The following is a 13,541-nucleotide window of genomic DNA, read 5'->3' on the forward strand; positions in this document are numbered from 1 at the left end:
CCACGCTGCAGTCGAGGAGTGCCCCGATGGTTGCAGGGCCGAGGAATCTGCTCTCGGCCGCCTGGAGGCCGGACGCGGCAGCCTGCACGGGTGCCGCGGACGGCACTGCAGTCAGACAAAGCCCGCCAAGCCGGCGCCCGCGCGCGTCCGCCACACGCCCTGTCCGGCGCCGTCGTGGCCGCGCGTCCGGCGCGGGGCTGCCGCGACCACGTTCGAGGTGGCGGAGAGTAGATCCTTCGGCCCTGCAACCTGCGGTGCGAGAGGACGGTCCGGAGCGGCCGGGCCTCAGGATGACATCGTGGTTTGGATGGGAGACGGGCAAGCAGAACGCCGCCGCGGCACGAGGGCCGCGGCGGCGGAGGGCGCAGAAGGTGGTACGGTGCGGCAAGCGGTCAGGCGCAGCCCGGATACGTGGGGCCCGTGGGGCACTCCACGCCGCAGTTGGTGTTGGGGTGGCACGAGTAGTTGCAGGTGCCGTGGTCGTCGTCCTCGCCATAGGTGCAGCCGCAGACCCGCTGAAAACAGGTGCTGATGCAGGTGGGGCCGTTGTAGGTGTTGACCTGGTGCCCGACCACGGTGCCCCGGGGCGCGGGTGCGGACGCGGTCGAGAACGATTCGACCTGCAGGTCTTCGACGGTGAGCGAAAGCCGTTTCATGGCGGTGTCCCCACAAAGGGTAAGATGAGGCGGATGGCGCGGCGGGCTCGCCGTGCGCATCCCGTTGTACTTCTGCGCGCTCCCCTGGCGGTACCCGCCGCACCTATTGGCGGTTCCCGATGTGCTGCTCTATCTCGACAGGGCACAAAAGGCTCGCTTCAAGCCAGCTTTGCTCCAGCACTCGGTATCCGCCGGGAACCCGAGCGCCGCGATTTTACTTCCTGTAGATGGGCGGCATTCACCCTCGCGAGGAGACGGCACCATGGCAGACCTGAAGACCGATCAGCACCGCTGGCTGGGGCGGCTGGAGGGCGAGTGGACGTGGGAGATGGAGGCCCAGGCAGCCGAGCCCGGCCAGCCGCCCGTCACCGACTCCGGAACGGAGAGCGTGCGCTCGCTGGAGGGCGTGTGGATGATGATGGAATCGCGCGGCGGCATGCCCGAAGGCGGCTCCGCCACGTCCGTCATGACGCTGGGCTACGATCCCGGCAGGCAGCGCTTCGTGGGCACCTTCGTCGGCTCGATGATGACGAACCTGTGGATCTACGAAGGCCGGCTCGACGCCGCCGGCCGGGTGCTGACGCTGGACACCGAGGGGCCCAGCTACACCGAAGAGGGAAAGACGGCGAAGTACCGCGACACCCTGGAGTTCCTGTCCGACGACCACCGCGTGCAGACCTCCCGCTTTCAGGCCGGCGACGGCCAGTGGCGCCAGTTCATGACCACGCACTACCGGCGCGCGCGGTAGCTTCCGCCCGGCGGCGCGTTGGCAACCGCTTTCCGCCGGAACTCCCGCCCGCCTGGCGGGTTGCACAGCGCCGGGCTTTCGCGGACCGCCACGCGCGTCCCGGCGGACCCCCATTCTCCGCCGACACGCCCGGCAGGCGCGGCCGCCGCCCTGCCGGGCTCCCCGACCACGACGCCTCCCGTCCCGCGGAACCCGATCCCCTCGGACCGCAGCCGGCCCCGCCGGCGCTCCTCATCCCTCCATTCGAGCGAACCCTTCATGACGATGACCACGGCCGCCGCTCCCGCCTCCGCCTGCCTGGCGCGGTACTCGTTTCGCCGCAACGTGCTGGAGAAGGACAGGACCTACTCGCTGTATCCCGACCAGCTGGTGGTGGAAGAGGAGGGTGTACCCATCCAGGCCATCGACCTGGCCCGGGTGCGCAAGGTGCACCTGAAGTACGAGCGCACCAAGCAGCGCGCCTACTTTCTCTGCGCCATCAGCGGCGGAGCGCAGAACCTGGAGCTCAAGCACATTCACTTTGGCGGAATCCTGAAGCTGGAGGACCGGCGCGAGACGTACACGCCGTTCGTGCGGGCGCTGCTGCTGGCGATGGCGGGGCGGCCGGGGGTGCAGATCAAGGCGGGGTCCATGCTCAACTTCATCACCGCCATCGTGGGCATTCCGCTCACGCTGGGGCTGGGACTGGTGATGCTGATGCTGGACCAGTGGGCGGGGATGGGCGCCGCGGCGCTGCTGCTGGTGATGTGCCTGTCCGTGATCCGGCGCTCCCGTCCGCGCACCGTGGACCCGGCCAACCCGCCGGCCGCGTTTCTGCCGTAACGAAGCCTCAGCCTCAGAGGGTGTTGCCAAACCTCAAACCCATAACGAAGCGGTGACTTCCTGAGGGAGCGCACCACGTGTAACCTGATTCCACACAACCGCCTGCGCGCGACCGAAGGACCTGGTCCCGGTGGCGCAGGGGCCAGATCAGGGCACGGGACCCGCCCCGTCGTTCTGCTGGCGAGGTCCTTCGGTCGGCGCCAACGTGCAGTGTACGAGCGAGTTGCGTGGCGGCGCCTCCCTCAGGAAGTCAATCACGCCGGGAGGTTTGGCAACACCCTCTCAGCCTGAAATGCACGCGCAGCGACGACCCTCATCATGCAGATTCGCCAAGCGACCGCCGCGGACGCAGCCGGCATCAGCGCGCTGATCCTGGGCGTATCCCGCTTCTTTACGCTGCACCCGGACGGTGACGGCGCGGAGGCGTTCCTCGCCACCCTCTCGCCCAACGCGATCGCCGGCTACCTGGCGTCGCCGGACTTCCGGTACCTGGTGGCCGAGGACGCGGGTGCGCTCGCAGGGGTAGTGGCCGTGCGCGACAACCGGCACCTGTACCACCTGTTCGTCTCGCCGGCGGTCCATGGGCAGGGCCTTGCGCGCCGCCTCTGGACCGCCGCGATGGCGGACGCCCTGCGCGACGGAAATCCCGGCGAGTTCACCGTGAACTCCAGCCTGTACGCCGTGCCGGTGTACGAGCGGTTCGGCTTCCGTCCCACCGGCCCGCGCGTGGACGCGCACGGCATCGCCTTCGTGCCGATGAAGCTGGTCGTCGCGCCCAAGGACGATCCTGCGCGGTGATCCCCGTCCAGGCCGAACGCGCCACCGTCGTGGCCATTGCCGCGGGCTGAAGGCCGCGGCTGGAAGGGCCAGAAGCCCCGCCCTGGGCTCGCAAAGCTCGCCCGGCGGGGCTTCGACACCACCTCGCCTTGTCAGGAAGTCACTGGCCGCACACCCGATCTGTCATTCCGAGGGAGCGCCGCGCGGACCATCCTCCACTCCAGGCCCGGCGCGCGACCGAGGAATCTACTTTCCGTTTCCTCGAGGCCTGCCGCGACACCCTGTGGCTGGCCCAGTCCGGCTGTTTCGCCGCCGCGGCGCGTCCGCCCTCGCGCGGGCCGACGGTAGATTCCTCGGCACCGCAACCTCCGCCGCATTCGTCCGGCGGCAGCGTGGGCGGGCCTCGAATGACAGACCTGATCGACCCAACAGGGGTGTGCGAGCACTCCGGGAGTTCTCCGCGACGCTCTCCACTCCGCCCCCGCCCGATCACCCGTATCATTCGTTATATTTCACTCGGCCCTGGCTGATCGCGCCGGGGCCGGGACCTGGCATCGTCGTGAATCCCATTCCCTGAAGCGCACGTGGCCATCTCATCCCGGTCCGCCCCCGCCGCACCCGTCCCGCCGCTCGCCGCCGGACCCACCTGCAGGCCGTCCAGGCTGTCGCCGCGGATGCGGCTGATCATCTTTTTCGGCGTGCTGTTTCCGCTGAAGTACGCGCTGCCCTACACCGGCGCGTCCCCCGCCGTGCAGGTGATCGCGCTGGTGCTGGTGGCGACGGGGCTGGTGGGCGCCTTCTGGTGGGCGTGCGGCGAGGGGCGCCGCGGCGGCCTGCTGCTGGTCGCCATGCTCTGGATCGCCGCCATCATCAAGATCGCCGTGCAGTAGATCGCACCGGTCCATCCCGCCGGCACACGTCACCCTCCCCATCCGCCCATGAACCGATTCGCCCGGCTCTCGCTGCTGATCGTGCTGGTCTCCGCACCCGTCCAGGCGCAGCATGCGGCGCCCGCCATGCGGACGGACCCGGTGCTGGCGGCCACGCTGGACTCGCTGGTCCGCGGCTTCGGCGGCACGGTGGGCGTGTACGTGCGGCACCTGCCGAGCGGCGCGGGAGCGGCCATCCACGCGGACTCGGTGTTCCCCACGGCCAGCCTGGTCAAGGTGCCCATCCTGCTGGCGCTGTACGACCAGGTGGCGCAGGGGCGGCTTGACCTGGACGCGCGGGTGCCCTACCCCGACACGCTGAACTACCGCTACGTCGAGGCCACCGACGTCGCCGGCTACATGGTGGCCGGCGACACGCTTCCGCTGTCGGAGCTGGCGTTTTTGATGCTGACGGTGAGCGACAACGTGGCCAGCCTGTGGATCCAGGCGCTGGTGGGCGGGGGCGCGGCGGTCAACGAATGGCTGGCGGCGCATGGATTCGAGCACACGCGCGTCAACTCGCGCACGCCGGGGCGCGAGGAGGCGCGCGGCCGCTACGGCTGGGGCCAGACCACGCCCCGCGAGATCGCCGAGGCGCTGGTGATGATCCGCGAGGGCCGCGCCGTGAGCCCGCGCGCATCGGAGGAAATGTACCGGCTGCTGACCAAGACGTACTGGGACGACCTGGCCCTGTCGCAGATTCCGCCCACGGTGCAGGCCGCGTCCAAGCAGGGCTTCGTCGACCGGTCGCGGTCCGAGGTGCTGCTGGTGAACTCGGCGGGGGGCGACTACGTGCTGGCCATCATCACCAAAGACCAGGCGGACGAGAGCTACGGCGCCGACAACGAGGGCCACCGCCTGATCCGCGCCGTCTCGCGCGCCGTGTACCAGCACTTCAACCCGTCCGATCCCTGGCGCCCGCTTCCCTGACGCGCACTCTGCCGTGACACCGACCCTCGCCGCCGCCACGCTGTCCGATCGCCTGTCGCGCGTCGGGTACGCGATCGTTCCCGACGCGCTGGATTCCGCCGCCGTCGACGCGCTGCTGTCGGCCGTGGAGCGCCTTCCGGAGCAGGCGGGCAGGGCGCGCGGAGGCGTGCGGCACCTGCTGCGCGACGTGCCGCAGGTGCGCTCGCTCGCCGCCTCGCCCGCCATGCGCGGCATGGCCGAAGCGGCGCTGGGGTCCGGGGCGCTGGCCGTGCGAGGGATCCTGTTCGACAAGACGCCCGGCGCAAACTGGAAGGTGGTGTGGCACCAGGACCTGACCATTGCCGTCCGGGAGCGGCGCGAGGTGCCGGGGTTCGGGCCATGGACGAAAAAGGAGGGCGTGGTGCACGTGCAGCCGCCCGCCGGCGTGCTCTCACGCATGGTGGCCGTGCGGCTGCACCTGGACGACTGCACCGAGCGCAACGGCCCGGTGCGCGTCATCCCGGGGTCGCACCGCGCCGGCCGGCTTTCCGCGGACCAGGTGGACGAGTGGCGGTCGGCCGGGGACGAGGTGGTGTGCACGGTGCCGCGGGGCGGCATCCTGGCGTTCCACTCGCTCCTGCTGCACGCGTCGTCCCCCGCGCTGGAGCCGGCGCATCGCCGCGTCATCCACGTCGAATACGTGGCCGCCGAGTGGGCACGGCTTCCCGGCGGGCTGGAGTGGTACGAGCGGCACTGAGCGGAAGGCAGGAAAGATGGAGCCACTGACGCCGGTCGATACGCGGGAGCTGTTCGCGCCACTGCACGCGGAGCTCATCGGCCTGCTGCGCGGGCTGGACAATGCGGACTGGGAGCGGCCGACGGTGGCGGGCGCGTGGCGCGTGCGCCACGTGGCCGCGCACCTGCTGGACGGCGACCTGCGCAAGCTCTCCGCCGGCCGCGACGGGCACCAGATGCCGCCGGACGGGCCGCTTTCGTCGTTCGCCGACGTGGTGGGCTTCATCGACCGGCTGAACGCGAGCGGGGTGGATTTCGCGCGGCGGCTGAGCCCGCGCATCATCACCGACCTGCTGGAGGTCACCGGCCGCTGGGTCTCGGAGCACGTCGCCGCGCTGCCCCTCCACGCCGATGCACTCTATCCGGTGGCGTGGGCGGGCGAGGAGCGATCGGAGAGCTGGATGGACACGGGCCGCGAGTACACGGAGCGCTGGCATCACCAGATGCAGATCCTCGATGCGGTCGGCGCGCCGGGCCTGCTGCAGCGGTGCTGGCTGCACCCCCTGCTGGACCTGTCCGTCCGCGCGTTCCGCCGCACGTACCAGGACGTGGCGGCCGATCCCGGGACCACGGTCGTCTTCGAGGTGGAGGCGGAGGGCGAGAACACCTGGTCGGTGGTGCGTGAGGGCGCGGGGTGGGACGTGCTCCGCGGCGCGCCCGCCGATCCGGCGGCCCGGGTGCGGATGGACGCCGACACCGCCTGGCGTCTTCTCTACAACGCCTTGCCGCCCGACGAAGCGCGCGCCCGCGTCACCATCACTGGCGATCCCGCGCTCGCCGAGCCGATGCTCCGGGCGCGCTCGGTGATGGTGTAGCGCATCCATCGAAAGATCATTGTCACGCGGAGGAGCGGAACAGCAGGGAATCCTGCCGCTCTGCTCCTTTGCGTGACTCTTGTTTTCCGCGTGTGCCACGGCCCGGACTTTTCCTTGCCGTCTCATCCCGGCAGCCGCGCCTCAACCAATACCAGAGCTGGACAAGCCTGTCATTCTGAGGGAGGCGCCGCACAGTGCTTTCCGTCCCCCCGAAGCGTGGCGCCGACCGAAGAATCTCTATCTTGGCGGCTAGGTCTTTCCATCACGGGAGATTCGTCACAGGCGGTTGCTCGGACTCGGTATGACAGTGCACACGGAGACACGGTTTCTCGCCGACGCCATGCTGGGCCGGCTCGCGCGCTGGCTGCGGGCGCTGGGCTTCGACACCACGTACGATCCCGCCGTGCACGACCCGGAGCTGGTGGCGCTGGCGGCGGCGGAGGGGCGCGTGTTGCTTACGCGCGACCGCCATCTGGTGGACCACCTGCGGCCGGAGCGCGCGGTGCTGGTCACGGACGACGATCCGCTCGTGCAGCTGCGGCAGGTGGTGGCGGCGTGCGCGCTCCGTCCGCCCGCGCGGCTGTTCAGCCGGTGCCTGGTGTGCAACAGCCAGCTGCGCGACGCCACGCCGGACGAGGCGGCCACGCTGGTGCCAGAGGCCAGCCGCGGCCTGCCCGGCCCGGTGCGCCGCTGCCCCGGCTGCGGGCGCGTGTACTGGCACGGATCCCACGCGCGACGCATGCGTGAGACGCTGGCGGACGCGCTGCCGGGGTGGATCTGATAGGGAATAGGGAATAGGGAATAGGGAATAGGGAATAGGGAATAGGGAATAGGGAATAGGGAATAGGGAATAGGGAATAGGGAATAGGGAATAGGGAATAGGGAATAGGGAATAGGGGGCAGGGGGGCAGGGGGACAGGGAACAGAGACTCACAAGGGGGCCGGCGGAGTCAGCAGGGTGCACGTTCCTCTGTTGACTCTGCTGACTCTGTGTGAGGCCCCGTCTTTTTGCGGCGGAACGGGACGTGCCACGCCGGCAGCCATCACGGAATTCGGCGTGGATGCAAGGCGAAACGGGCGATGGCGACTCCTGACGCGGTGGTGGTGGGCTCGGGGCCAAACGGCCTTGCGGCGGCGGTGGCGATGGCGCGTGCCGGGCGCTCGGTGGTGGTGCGCGAGGCGGCGGACGTCATCGGCGGGGGAACGCGCACGGAGGAGCTTACGCTTCCCGGCTTTCTGCACGACGTCTGCTCCACGGTGCATCCGCTGGGCGTGTCGTCGCCCTTCTTTCGCGCGCTGCCGCTGGCGGAGCACGGGCTGGAGTGGATTCATCCCCCCACCTGCCTGGCGCACCCGCTGGACGACGGCTCGGTGGGACTGCTGGAGCGGTCGATGGACGAGACCGGCGCCAGCCTGGGCGAGGACGCGCGGGCGTGGAAGCGGCTGATGCGGCCGTGGGTAAAGCGGTGGCTGGTGCTGGCCGAGGACGTGCTGGGCCCGCTGGAGTTCCCGGACCATCCGCTGCTGCTGGCGCGCTTTGGCCGGCTGGCCATCCGCCCCGCGTACGGGCTGGCGAAGAGCACGTTCAGCGGCGAGCGCGCGCGGGCGCTGTTCGCGGGGAACGCGGCGCACGCCATGGTGCCGCTGACGCGCTCGCCCACGGCGGCGTTCGGGCTTACGCTGGTGGCGGCGGGGCACGCGGTGGGGTGGCCCATCGCGCGCGGCGGGTCGCGCAGCATCAGCGCGGCGCTCGCCTCGTACCTGCGCAGCCTGGGCGGCGAGATCGTCACGGGCGCGCCGGTGACGAACATCGACGAGTTCGCGGACGTAAAGACGGTGCTGCTGGACCTGACTCCGAAGCAGGTGCTGCGTGTGGCGGGGCACCGGCTGCACGGGCGCTACCGACGCGCGCTGGAGCGGTTTCGCTACGGGGCGGGATCGTTCAAGATGGACTGGGCGCTCAGCGGGCCCATCCCCTGGCGCAACCCGGAGTGCGCGCGCGCCGCCACGGTGCACCTGGGCGGCACCCTGGACGAGATCGCCGCCTCCGAGGCCGCGCCGCTGGAGGGCAAGGTGCCCGAGACGCCGTTCGTGCTTCTCGTCCAGCCCACGCTGTTCGATCCCTCGCGCGCGCCGCAGGGAAAGCACATTGCGTGGGCGTACTGCCACGTGCCCTTTGGATGCGACGTGGACATGACGCAGGCCGTGGAGGACCAGATCGAGCGCTTTGCCCCCGGCTTTCGCGATCTGGTCATCGCGCGCAGCGTCATGCGGCCATCGGAGTTGGAGGCGCACAACCCCAACCTGGTGGGCGGCGACATCAGCGCGGGGGCGATGACGCTGCGGCAGGTGTTCTTTCGCCCTGCACTGCGGCACAACCCGTACGCCACGCCGGTCGAGGGGCTGTACCTCTGCTCTGCCTCCACGCCGCCGGGCGGCGCCGTCCACGGAATGTGCGGCTACTACGCCGCCCGCGCCGCGCTGGACCGCAAGATGGAGGCGCCGGCGCATTCGTGAGCGGGTGAAGGGGTGAAGGGGTGAACGAACGGGTGAGCGGGTGAGCGGACGAGCGGGGGGGGGCGTACGCCGCCGCGTACCAGGCCGTCCACCAGTCTGTCATTCCGAAGGAGGCGCCGCCGCATCCGGGATCTTCCGCGGAAATCCATCTTTGACTTCCTGAGGGAGGCGCCCACTCCAAACTTGGCCATACCATGGACCCGGTGCGCCGACCGAAGGACCTCGCTGGCAAGACCGTGGGGCTGGCTTCCATGCACGGCAGCCATCCCGCGCGAGGGGCAGACGAGGTCCTTCGGTCGCGCGCAGGCGGATGTGTGAGTTCAAGTTTCCACGTGAGCGCTCCCTCAGGAAGTCAACGCTTTGTTGTGAGTTTGAGGGTTTACATCACCCTCTCAGGAAGTCAGGGCGGCTAGATCCCGGGATCGGATACCTGCCGCCCGATGAAGCTTTCCATCAACCATCCATCTCCCATCGTGGGCCGTCCGGAACCGATCATCCTGAGCTGGAGCGGGGGCAAGGACAGCGCGCTGGCGCTGGCCCGGCTGCGCGAAGACCCGCGCATCGAAATCGTCGGGCTGCTGACGACGGTGACGGCGGGGTACGACCGCGTGAGCATCCACGGCGTGCGCCGCGCGCTGCTGCACGCGCAGGCGGCCTCCATCGGCGTGCCGGTGCACGAGGTCACACTGCAGCCGGAAAGCTCCAACGAAGCGTACGATGCGGCGCTGGCCGATGCGCTGCGTGCCGTGCGTGAGCGCCAGCCCGGCGTACGGCGGGTGGCGTTCGGAGACATCTTCCTCCAGGACGTGCGGCAGTACCGCGAGGCGCGCATCGCGGCGCTGGGCTTCGACGGCATCTTTCCCCTCTGGGGCCAGCCGACGCACGACCTGGCGCGTGAGGTGATCGATTGCGGCATCCGCGCGCGGCTGGTGTGCGTGGATACGCACGCGCTCCCCGCCGCGTTCGCGGGCCGCGCGTACGACGAGGCGCTGCTGGCGGACCTGCCGGATGGAATCGACCCGTGCGGCGAGAACGGCGAGTTCCACACCTTCGTCTCGGCGGGGCCGGGCTTTCGCGCGCCCGTCACGTACGACGTGGGTGAGGTGGTGATGCGGGGAGATCGCTTCGCCTTCTGCGATCTGCTGCCCCACGAGGTGGAGGCAGCGGACACCGCCGAGCACGTGGAAGCGCACCGCTGACCTGTCACATCCGCGCGTGGCGGACGTTCTCTGGCAGCCGTCCGCCACGTCGTAGAACAGGGACATCGGCATGAGCACACCATCCATCCGCCGCGCCGGCGCACTGCTGGCATTTTCCTTGGCCGCGGCGCTGTCCGCCTGCAACGAGGACCCGGTCGCGCGGGAGGAGGCCGCGGTCTGCCACGAGCCGTTCATGGCCGACGTGCCGATTTCCGGCGACCCGCTGTTCACGCTGCTGGAGGCGCCGGTGCTCACGGCAGAGCAGGAGCAGCTTCTGGAGGTCGCGCGCTCGGAGCGCACGGCGGCAAAGGTGCACGTGGCCCGCCTGTCGGCGAACGCCATGGAGCTGCTGCAGCCCGGCCGCGAGATCCGCCTGACCGTCTCCCCCACGCGCACCTTCTCGGTATTCGGCGTCAGCCTGCACACCGCGGTGCCGGACCACGTCTTCTTTACGGGGCGCATCAACGGACCGCAGGGCGACGTGTACCTGGTCCTGAGCACAATCGGCGCCACCGGCACGCTGCAGAGCGTCTCCACGCGCGAGGTGTACGCGTTCCGTCCGCTGGGCGCTGGCCTGCACGCCATCACCTGCATCGACTCCAGCAAGTACGGCCTGGACTGAGCCGGGCCGCGGGATGCATCGCCCCGCCGCGCTCGGTCGGCGCCGCGGGGGCGATTTCGCGTCTTGTGCGTACGCCGGTGCCGCGCGTAAGGTGCGGCGACGAGGATCGCGGCCATCCCCCGCATCCAGCCCCCCCCGCATTCCCCTTCGCGGCGATGAACCAGACCCCTCTTCCGCCCACGCTCGTCTTCGTCATCGGTCCGCCGGCCGTGGGAAAGATGACGGTGGGGCACGAGATTGCGCGCCGCACGGGGCTCAGGCTGTTCCACAACCACCACACCATCGACCTGGTCCTGCAGTTCTTTCCCTTCGGCACGCCGCCGTTCGGGCGGCTGGTGCACGAGTTCCGGCGCAGGATCTTCGAGGAGGTGGCGGCCAGCCCGCTTGCCGGCCTGATCTTTACCTACGTCTGGGCCTTCGACCACCCGTCGGACCATGCCGCCGTGGCGGACCTGGCCGCCATCTTCACCGCCCGCGGCGGCCGCGTGCTGTACGTGGAGCTGGAAGCCACGCTGGACGAGCGCCTGCGCCGCAACGAGGGCGAGTTCCGCCTGGCGCAGAAGCCCTCCAAGCGCGACGTCGCTACCTCGCGCCGCATCCTGCTGCAGAACGACGCCGAGTACCAGCTCAACTCCGCCGGCCGCTTCGACGCTCGCGAGGACTGGCTGCGGATCGACAACACGCACCTGCCGGCGGCGGACGTCGCGGAGCAGGTCATCCGCCACTTCGCCCTCCCTCGCGCGGCCGCGCCGTCCGGCTGAGAACGCCGCACGCCCTTGCGCGGCGACGGGCATCCGGGCTACGTACGTGGCTTCCGTTCCATCCCCAATCGACCAGGGCAGGATGATGATCCGCATTCGCGCCGCGGGGCTGCTCGGCGGCCTGTGCCTGGCGCTCGCCGCCAGCACCGCGGCAAGCGCGCAGGCCGCATCCACCACCCGGCAGGAGACCGCAGTGAGCACACGCGCAACGGGAACGTTCGAAGTACAGATGGTGCCGCAGGAAACGGCGGCGTCCATCGGCAGGATGTCGCTCGACAAGCAGTTCCACGGCGACCTCGAGGCCACCGGCAAGGGCGAGATGCTGGCCGCCATGACCCCCGTGCAGGGCTCCGCCGGCTACGTGGCGATGGAGCTGGTGACGGGCACGCTGCACGGCCGCACCGGCACCTTTTACCTGCAGCACACCGGCACCATGGACCGCGGCGCCCCGTCGCTCAGCGTGACGGTGGTCCCCGACTCCGGCACCGGCCAGCTGGAGGGACTGACGGGGCGGCTGAACATCATCAACGAGGGCGGACAGCACCGGTACGAGTTCGACTACACCCTGCCCGGCACCCCCTGAAGGCGGCCCACGAAGATGCCTGAACCGGCCGATCCCGTCAGCGCGACGGAAGAGTTCACCGACGACGCCGAGTACGGCTGGTGGCGCAACACGCACCCGGACGGCTTCATCCTGGCCGTCCGCACGCGCTCCGCGCCGCTGCTGCACCGCGCCGGCTGCCCCGAGGTGGACCGCGACGTCCATCCCGGCCGGCTGCGGGCCAAGGGCGCCCGGCAGATCTGCGCCGACACCAAGTCGGCGCTGCGGGCGTGGGTCGCGCGCGAGCTTCCCGACGGCGGCGGACTGGTGGCCCGCTGCCCCAAATGCGGGCCCTGACCGCCGCCTGACGATCTCCCCCGCATTTCGAAGGATGCACGAGCCGCCGTCCACCATCGCCGCGCCCCAGCCGACGGACGGCCTTCCGGCCGAGGCGGGCGGGGCGGCGTGCGAGAACTGCGGGACCGTGCTGGCGGGCCGGTACTGCCACGCCTGCGGCCAGGCCGCAGAGCGGCCGACGACCACCGTGCGCGGCTTTGCGCGCCACGCAGCGGCGGACCTCACCAGCCTGGACTCGCGCATCCTGCGCACGCTGGCGCTGCTGCTGGCGCGCCCGGGCCGGCTTACGCGCGAGTACCTGGACGGCCGGCGCATTCGCTACACGCAGCCGCTGCAGGTGTACCTGGGCGCCGCCGCGGCGTTCTTCTTCGTCAACGCCTACCACCCGTTCTTTCGCTTCGACCCGCGCACCGGCAACGTGGTGAGCGCGCTGAACGCGGCGGGGGTAAGCGGCAGCATGGGCCAGGAGGCGCGCGCGCGGATCGCCGTGCGCGGCATTTCGCTGGAGGTGTTCAGCGAGCGCTTCACCAGCACCGTCACCAGCTACCTGCCTGCGCTGCTGGTGGGTTCGGTCCTGCTGTTCGCGCTGGTGCTGCACCTGTTCCACCGGCGCCCGCGGCGGGGATTCGTGGAGCACGCGGTGTTCGCGCTGCACTGGAGCGCCTTCTACCTGCTGCTGATGATCGTGGAGCGCTTCTTTCCCGACCGCCGCGGCGCCAGCCCGGGCGTGCTGAACATGGCGATCATGGCGGTCGCCGCCGTGTACCTGGCGCTGGCCCTGCGCCGCGTCTACGGACAGTCGTGGCTGATGACGGCCGGCAAGGCGCTCGGCCTGTTCCTGGTCTACCAGGCGCTGCTGGGCCTGTGGATGGTCTCCGCCATCGCCGCCGCCTTCCGCGTGTTGCTGTAGCGATCCAGGAGACCTGATCTGGCCTGACAGGGAATAGGGAACAGGGAATAGTCCCTGACCGATGAAATCCTGCGCAAGCTGGTCGTGATTATGCCGACAGGCCAGCGAGCGCGGGGATGATGGAGCCCTCCCGCAGTCGGCAGGCAGCGGCGATGACGCGGCGGCCAAGACGCGTGAGGTAGT

General features: G+C 70.3%; 16 protein-coding genes. 15 read left to right on the forward strand and 1 reads right to left on the reverse strand.

The features are described 5' to 3' along the window. Positions 1-392: 392 nt before the first annotated feature. Positions 393-656, reverse strand: coding sequence for a hypothetical protein (locus VGC13_RS05855; protein WP_331124284.1), 264 nt, complete (start codon positions 654-656; stop codon positions 393-395). Between the two features lie 262 nt (positions 657-918). Between VGC13_RS05855 and VGC13_RS05860 the strand changes: the two genes are divergently transcribed. The 15 genes from VGC13_RS05860 to VGC13_RS05930 all read left to right on the forward strand — a co-directional run bounded on the left by VGC13_RS05860 (position 919) and on the right by VGC13_RS05930 (position 13,358). Continuing rightward, positions 919-1,404: a DUF1579 domain-containing protein gene (locus tag VGC13_RS05860; RefSeq protein WP_331124285.1), complete on the forward strand. Its 486-nt coding sequence runs from the start codon at positions 919-921 to the stop codon at positions 1,402-1,404. Positions 1,405-1,662: 258 nt separating this feature from the next. Beyond that, on the forward strand, positions 1,663-2,226 hold the full coding sequence (locus VGC13_RS05865) for a hypothetical protein (RefSeq protein ID WP_331124286.1): 564 nt from the start codon (positions 1,663-1,665) through the stop codon (positions 2,224-2,226). Between the two features lie 318 nt (positions 2,227-2,544). After that, the gene (locus VGC13_RS05870) at positions 2,545-3,024 is read left to right on the forward strand and encodes a GNAT family N-acetyltransferase (RefSeq protein WP_331124287.1); all 480 of its coding nucleotides are present in this window, start codon (positions 2,545-2,547) and stop codon (positions 3,022-3,024) included. Between the two features lie 563 nt (positions 3,025-3,587). Continuing rightward, positions 3,588-3,893 (forward strand): hypothetical protein, encoded by a 306-nt coding sequence (locus tag VGC13_RS05875; protein WP_331124288.1) that lies wholly within the window; start codon positions 3,588-3,590, stop codon positions 3,891-3,893. Between the two features lie 48 nt (positions 3,894-3,941). Next, positions 3,942-4,862, forward strand: a complete 921-nt coding sequence (locus VGC13_RS05880) for a serine hydrolase (protein ID WP_331124289.1) — start codon at positions 3,942-3,944, stop codon at positions 4,860-4,862. Between the two features lie 13 nt (positions 4,863-4,875). Further along, positions 4,876-5,598 carry a phytanoyl-CoA dioxygenase family protein gene (locus tag VGC13_RS05885; RefSeq protein ID WP_331124290.1) on the forward strand — a complete coding sequence of 241 codons (723 nt, stop codon included), beginning with the start codon at positions 4,876-4,878 and terminating at the stop codon, positions 5,596-5,598. A gap of 16 nt (positions 5,599-5,614) precedes the next feature. Continuing rightward, a complete protein-coding gene (locus VGC13_RS05890; RefSeq protein WP_331124291.1) occupies positions 5,615-6,451 on the forward strand; it encodes a maleylpyruvate isomerase N-terminal domain-containing protein in 837 nt (278 codons plus the stop codon). 307 nt (positions 6,452-6,758) lie between these two features. Beyond that, positions 6,759-7,232 carry a Mut7-C RNAse domain-containing protein gene (locus VGC13_RS05895; protein WP_331124292.1) on the forward strand — a complete coding sequence of 158 codons (474 nt, stop codon included), beginning with the start codon at positions 6,759-6,761 and terminating at the stop codon, positions 7,230-7,232. 299 nt (positions 7,233-7,531) lie between these two features. After that, entirely contained in the window at positions 7,532-8,968 is a 1,437-nt protein-coding gene (locus tag VGC13_RS05900) for an NAD(P)/FAD-dependent oxidoreductase (RefSeq protein ID WP_331124293.1), read from the forward strand. Between the two features lie 440 nt (positions 8,969-9,408). Beyond that, positions 9,409-10,167, forward strand: coding sequence for a hypothetical protein (locus tag VGC13_RS05905; protein WP_331124294.1), 759 nt, complete (start codon positions 9,409-9,411; stop codon positions 10,165-10,167). Between the two features lie 70 nt (positions 10,168-10,237). Then, a complete protein-coding gene (locus VGC13_RS05910; RefSeq protein ID WP_331124295.1) occupies positions 10,238-10,789 on the forward strand; it encodes a hypothetical protein in 552 nt (183 codons plus the stop codon). Positions 10,790-10,944: 155 nt separating this feature from the next. After that, positions 10,945-11,550, forward strand: coding sequence for an AAA family ATPase (locus VGC13_RS05915; RefSeq protein ID WP_331124296.1), 606 nt, complete (start codon positions 10,945-10,947; stop codon positions 11,548-11,550). A gap of 85 nt (positions 11,551-11,635) precedes the next feature. Further along, on the forward strand, positions 11,636-12,133 hold the full coding sequence (locus VGC13_RS05920) for a DUF3224 domain-containing protein (RefSeq protein WP_331124297.1): 498 nt from the start codon (positions 11,636-11,638) through the stop codon (positions 12,131-12,133). A 15-nt stretch (positions 12,134-12,148) separates the two neighbouring features. Continuing rightward, a complete protein-coding gene (locus VGC13_RS05925; protein WP_331124298.1) occupies positions 12,149-12,448 on the forward strand; it encodes a hypothetical protein in 300 nt (99 codons plus the stop codon). A 34-nt stretch (positions 12,449-12,482) separates the two neighbouring features. Then, positions 12,483-13,358, forward strand: coding sequence for a DUF3667 domain-containing protein (locus tag VGC13_RS05930; protein WP_331124299.1), 876 nt, complete (start codon positions 12,483-12,485; stop codon positions 13,356-13,358). Positions 13,359-13,541: the final 183 nt, after the last annotated feature.

The sequence above is a fragment of the Longimicrobium sp. genome (assembly GCF_036399255.1).
In the GTDB taxonomy this organism is placed as follows: Bacteria; Gemmatimonadota; Gemmatimonadetes; order Longimicrobiales; family Longimicrobiaceae; genus Longimicrobium.

What these genes read in the sequence shown, in the direction of transcription:
- VGC13_RS05860 (WP_331124285.1), top strand. Translation starts at nt 919, where the DNA reads ATGGCAGACCTGAAGACCGATCAGCACCGCTGGCTGGGGCGGCTGGAG.
- VGC13_RS05900 (WP_331124293.1), top strand. Translation starts at nt 7,532, where the DNA reads ATGGCGACTCCTGACGCGGTGGTGGTGGGCTCGGGGCCAAACGGCCTT.
- VGC13_RS05865 (WP_331124286.1), top strand. Translation starts at nt 1,663, where the DNA reads ATGACGATGACCACGGCCGCCGCTCCCGCCTCCGCCTGCCTGGCGCGG.
- VGC13_RS05915 (WP_331124296.1), top strand. Translation starts at nt 10,945, where the DNA reads ATGAACCAGACCCCTCTTCCGCCCACGCTCGTCTTCGTCATCGGTCCG.
- VGC13_RS05910 (WP_331124295.1), top strand. Translation starts at nt 10,238, where the DNA reads ATGAGCACACCATCCATCCGCCGCGCCGGCGCACTGCTGGCATTTTCC.
- VGC13_RS05930 (WP_331124299.1), top strand. Translation starts at nt 12,483, where the DNA reads ATGCACGAGCCGCCGTCCACCATCGCCGCGCCCCAGCCGACGGACGGC.
- VGC13_RS05905 (WP_331124294.1), top strand. Translation starts at nt 9,409, where the DNA reads ATGAAGCTTTCCATCAACCATCCATCTCCCATCGTGGGCCGTCCGGAA.
- VGC13_RS05920 (WP_331124297.1), top strand. Translation starts at nt 11,636, where the DNA reads ATGATCCGCATTCGCGCCGCGGGGCTGCTCGGCGGCCTGTGCCTGGCG.
- VGC13_RS05890 (WP_331124291.1), top strand. Translation starts at nt 5,615, where the DNA reads ATGGAGCCACTGACGCCGGTCGATACGCGGGAGCTGTTCGCGCCACTG.
- VGC13_RS05925 (WP_331124298.1), top strand. Translation starts at nt 12,149, where the DNA reads ATGCCTGAACCGGCCGATCCCGTCAGCGCGACGGAAGAGTTCACCGAC.
- VGC13_RS05880 (WP_331124289.1), top strand. Translation starts at nt 3,942, where the DNA reads ATGAACCGATTCGCCCGGCTCTCGCTGCTGATCGTGCTGGTCTCCGCA.
- VGC13_RS05855 (WP_331124284.1), bottom strand. Translation starts at nt 656, where the DNA reads ATGAAACGGCTTTCGCTCACCGTCGAAGACCTGCAGGTCGAATCGTTC.
- VGC13_RS05870 (WP_331124287.1), top strand. Translation starts at nt 2,545, where the DNA reads ATGCAGATTCGCCAAGCGACCGCCGCGGACGCAGCCGGCATCAGCGCG.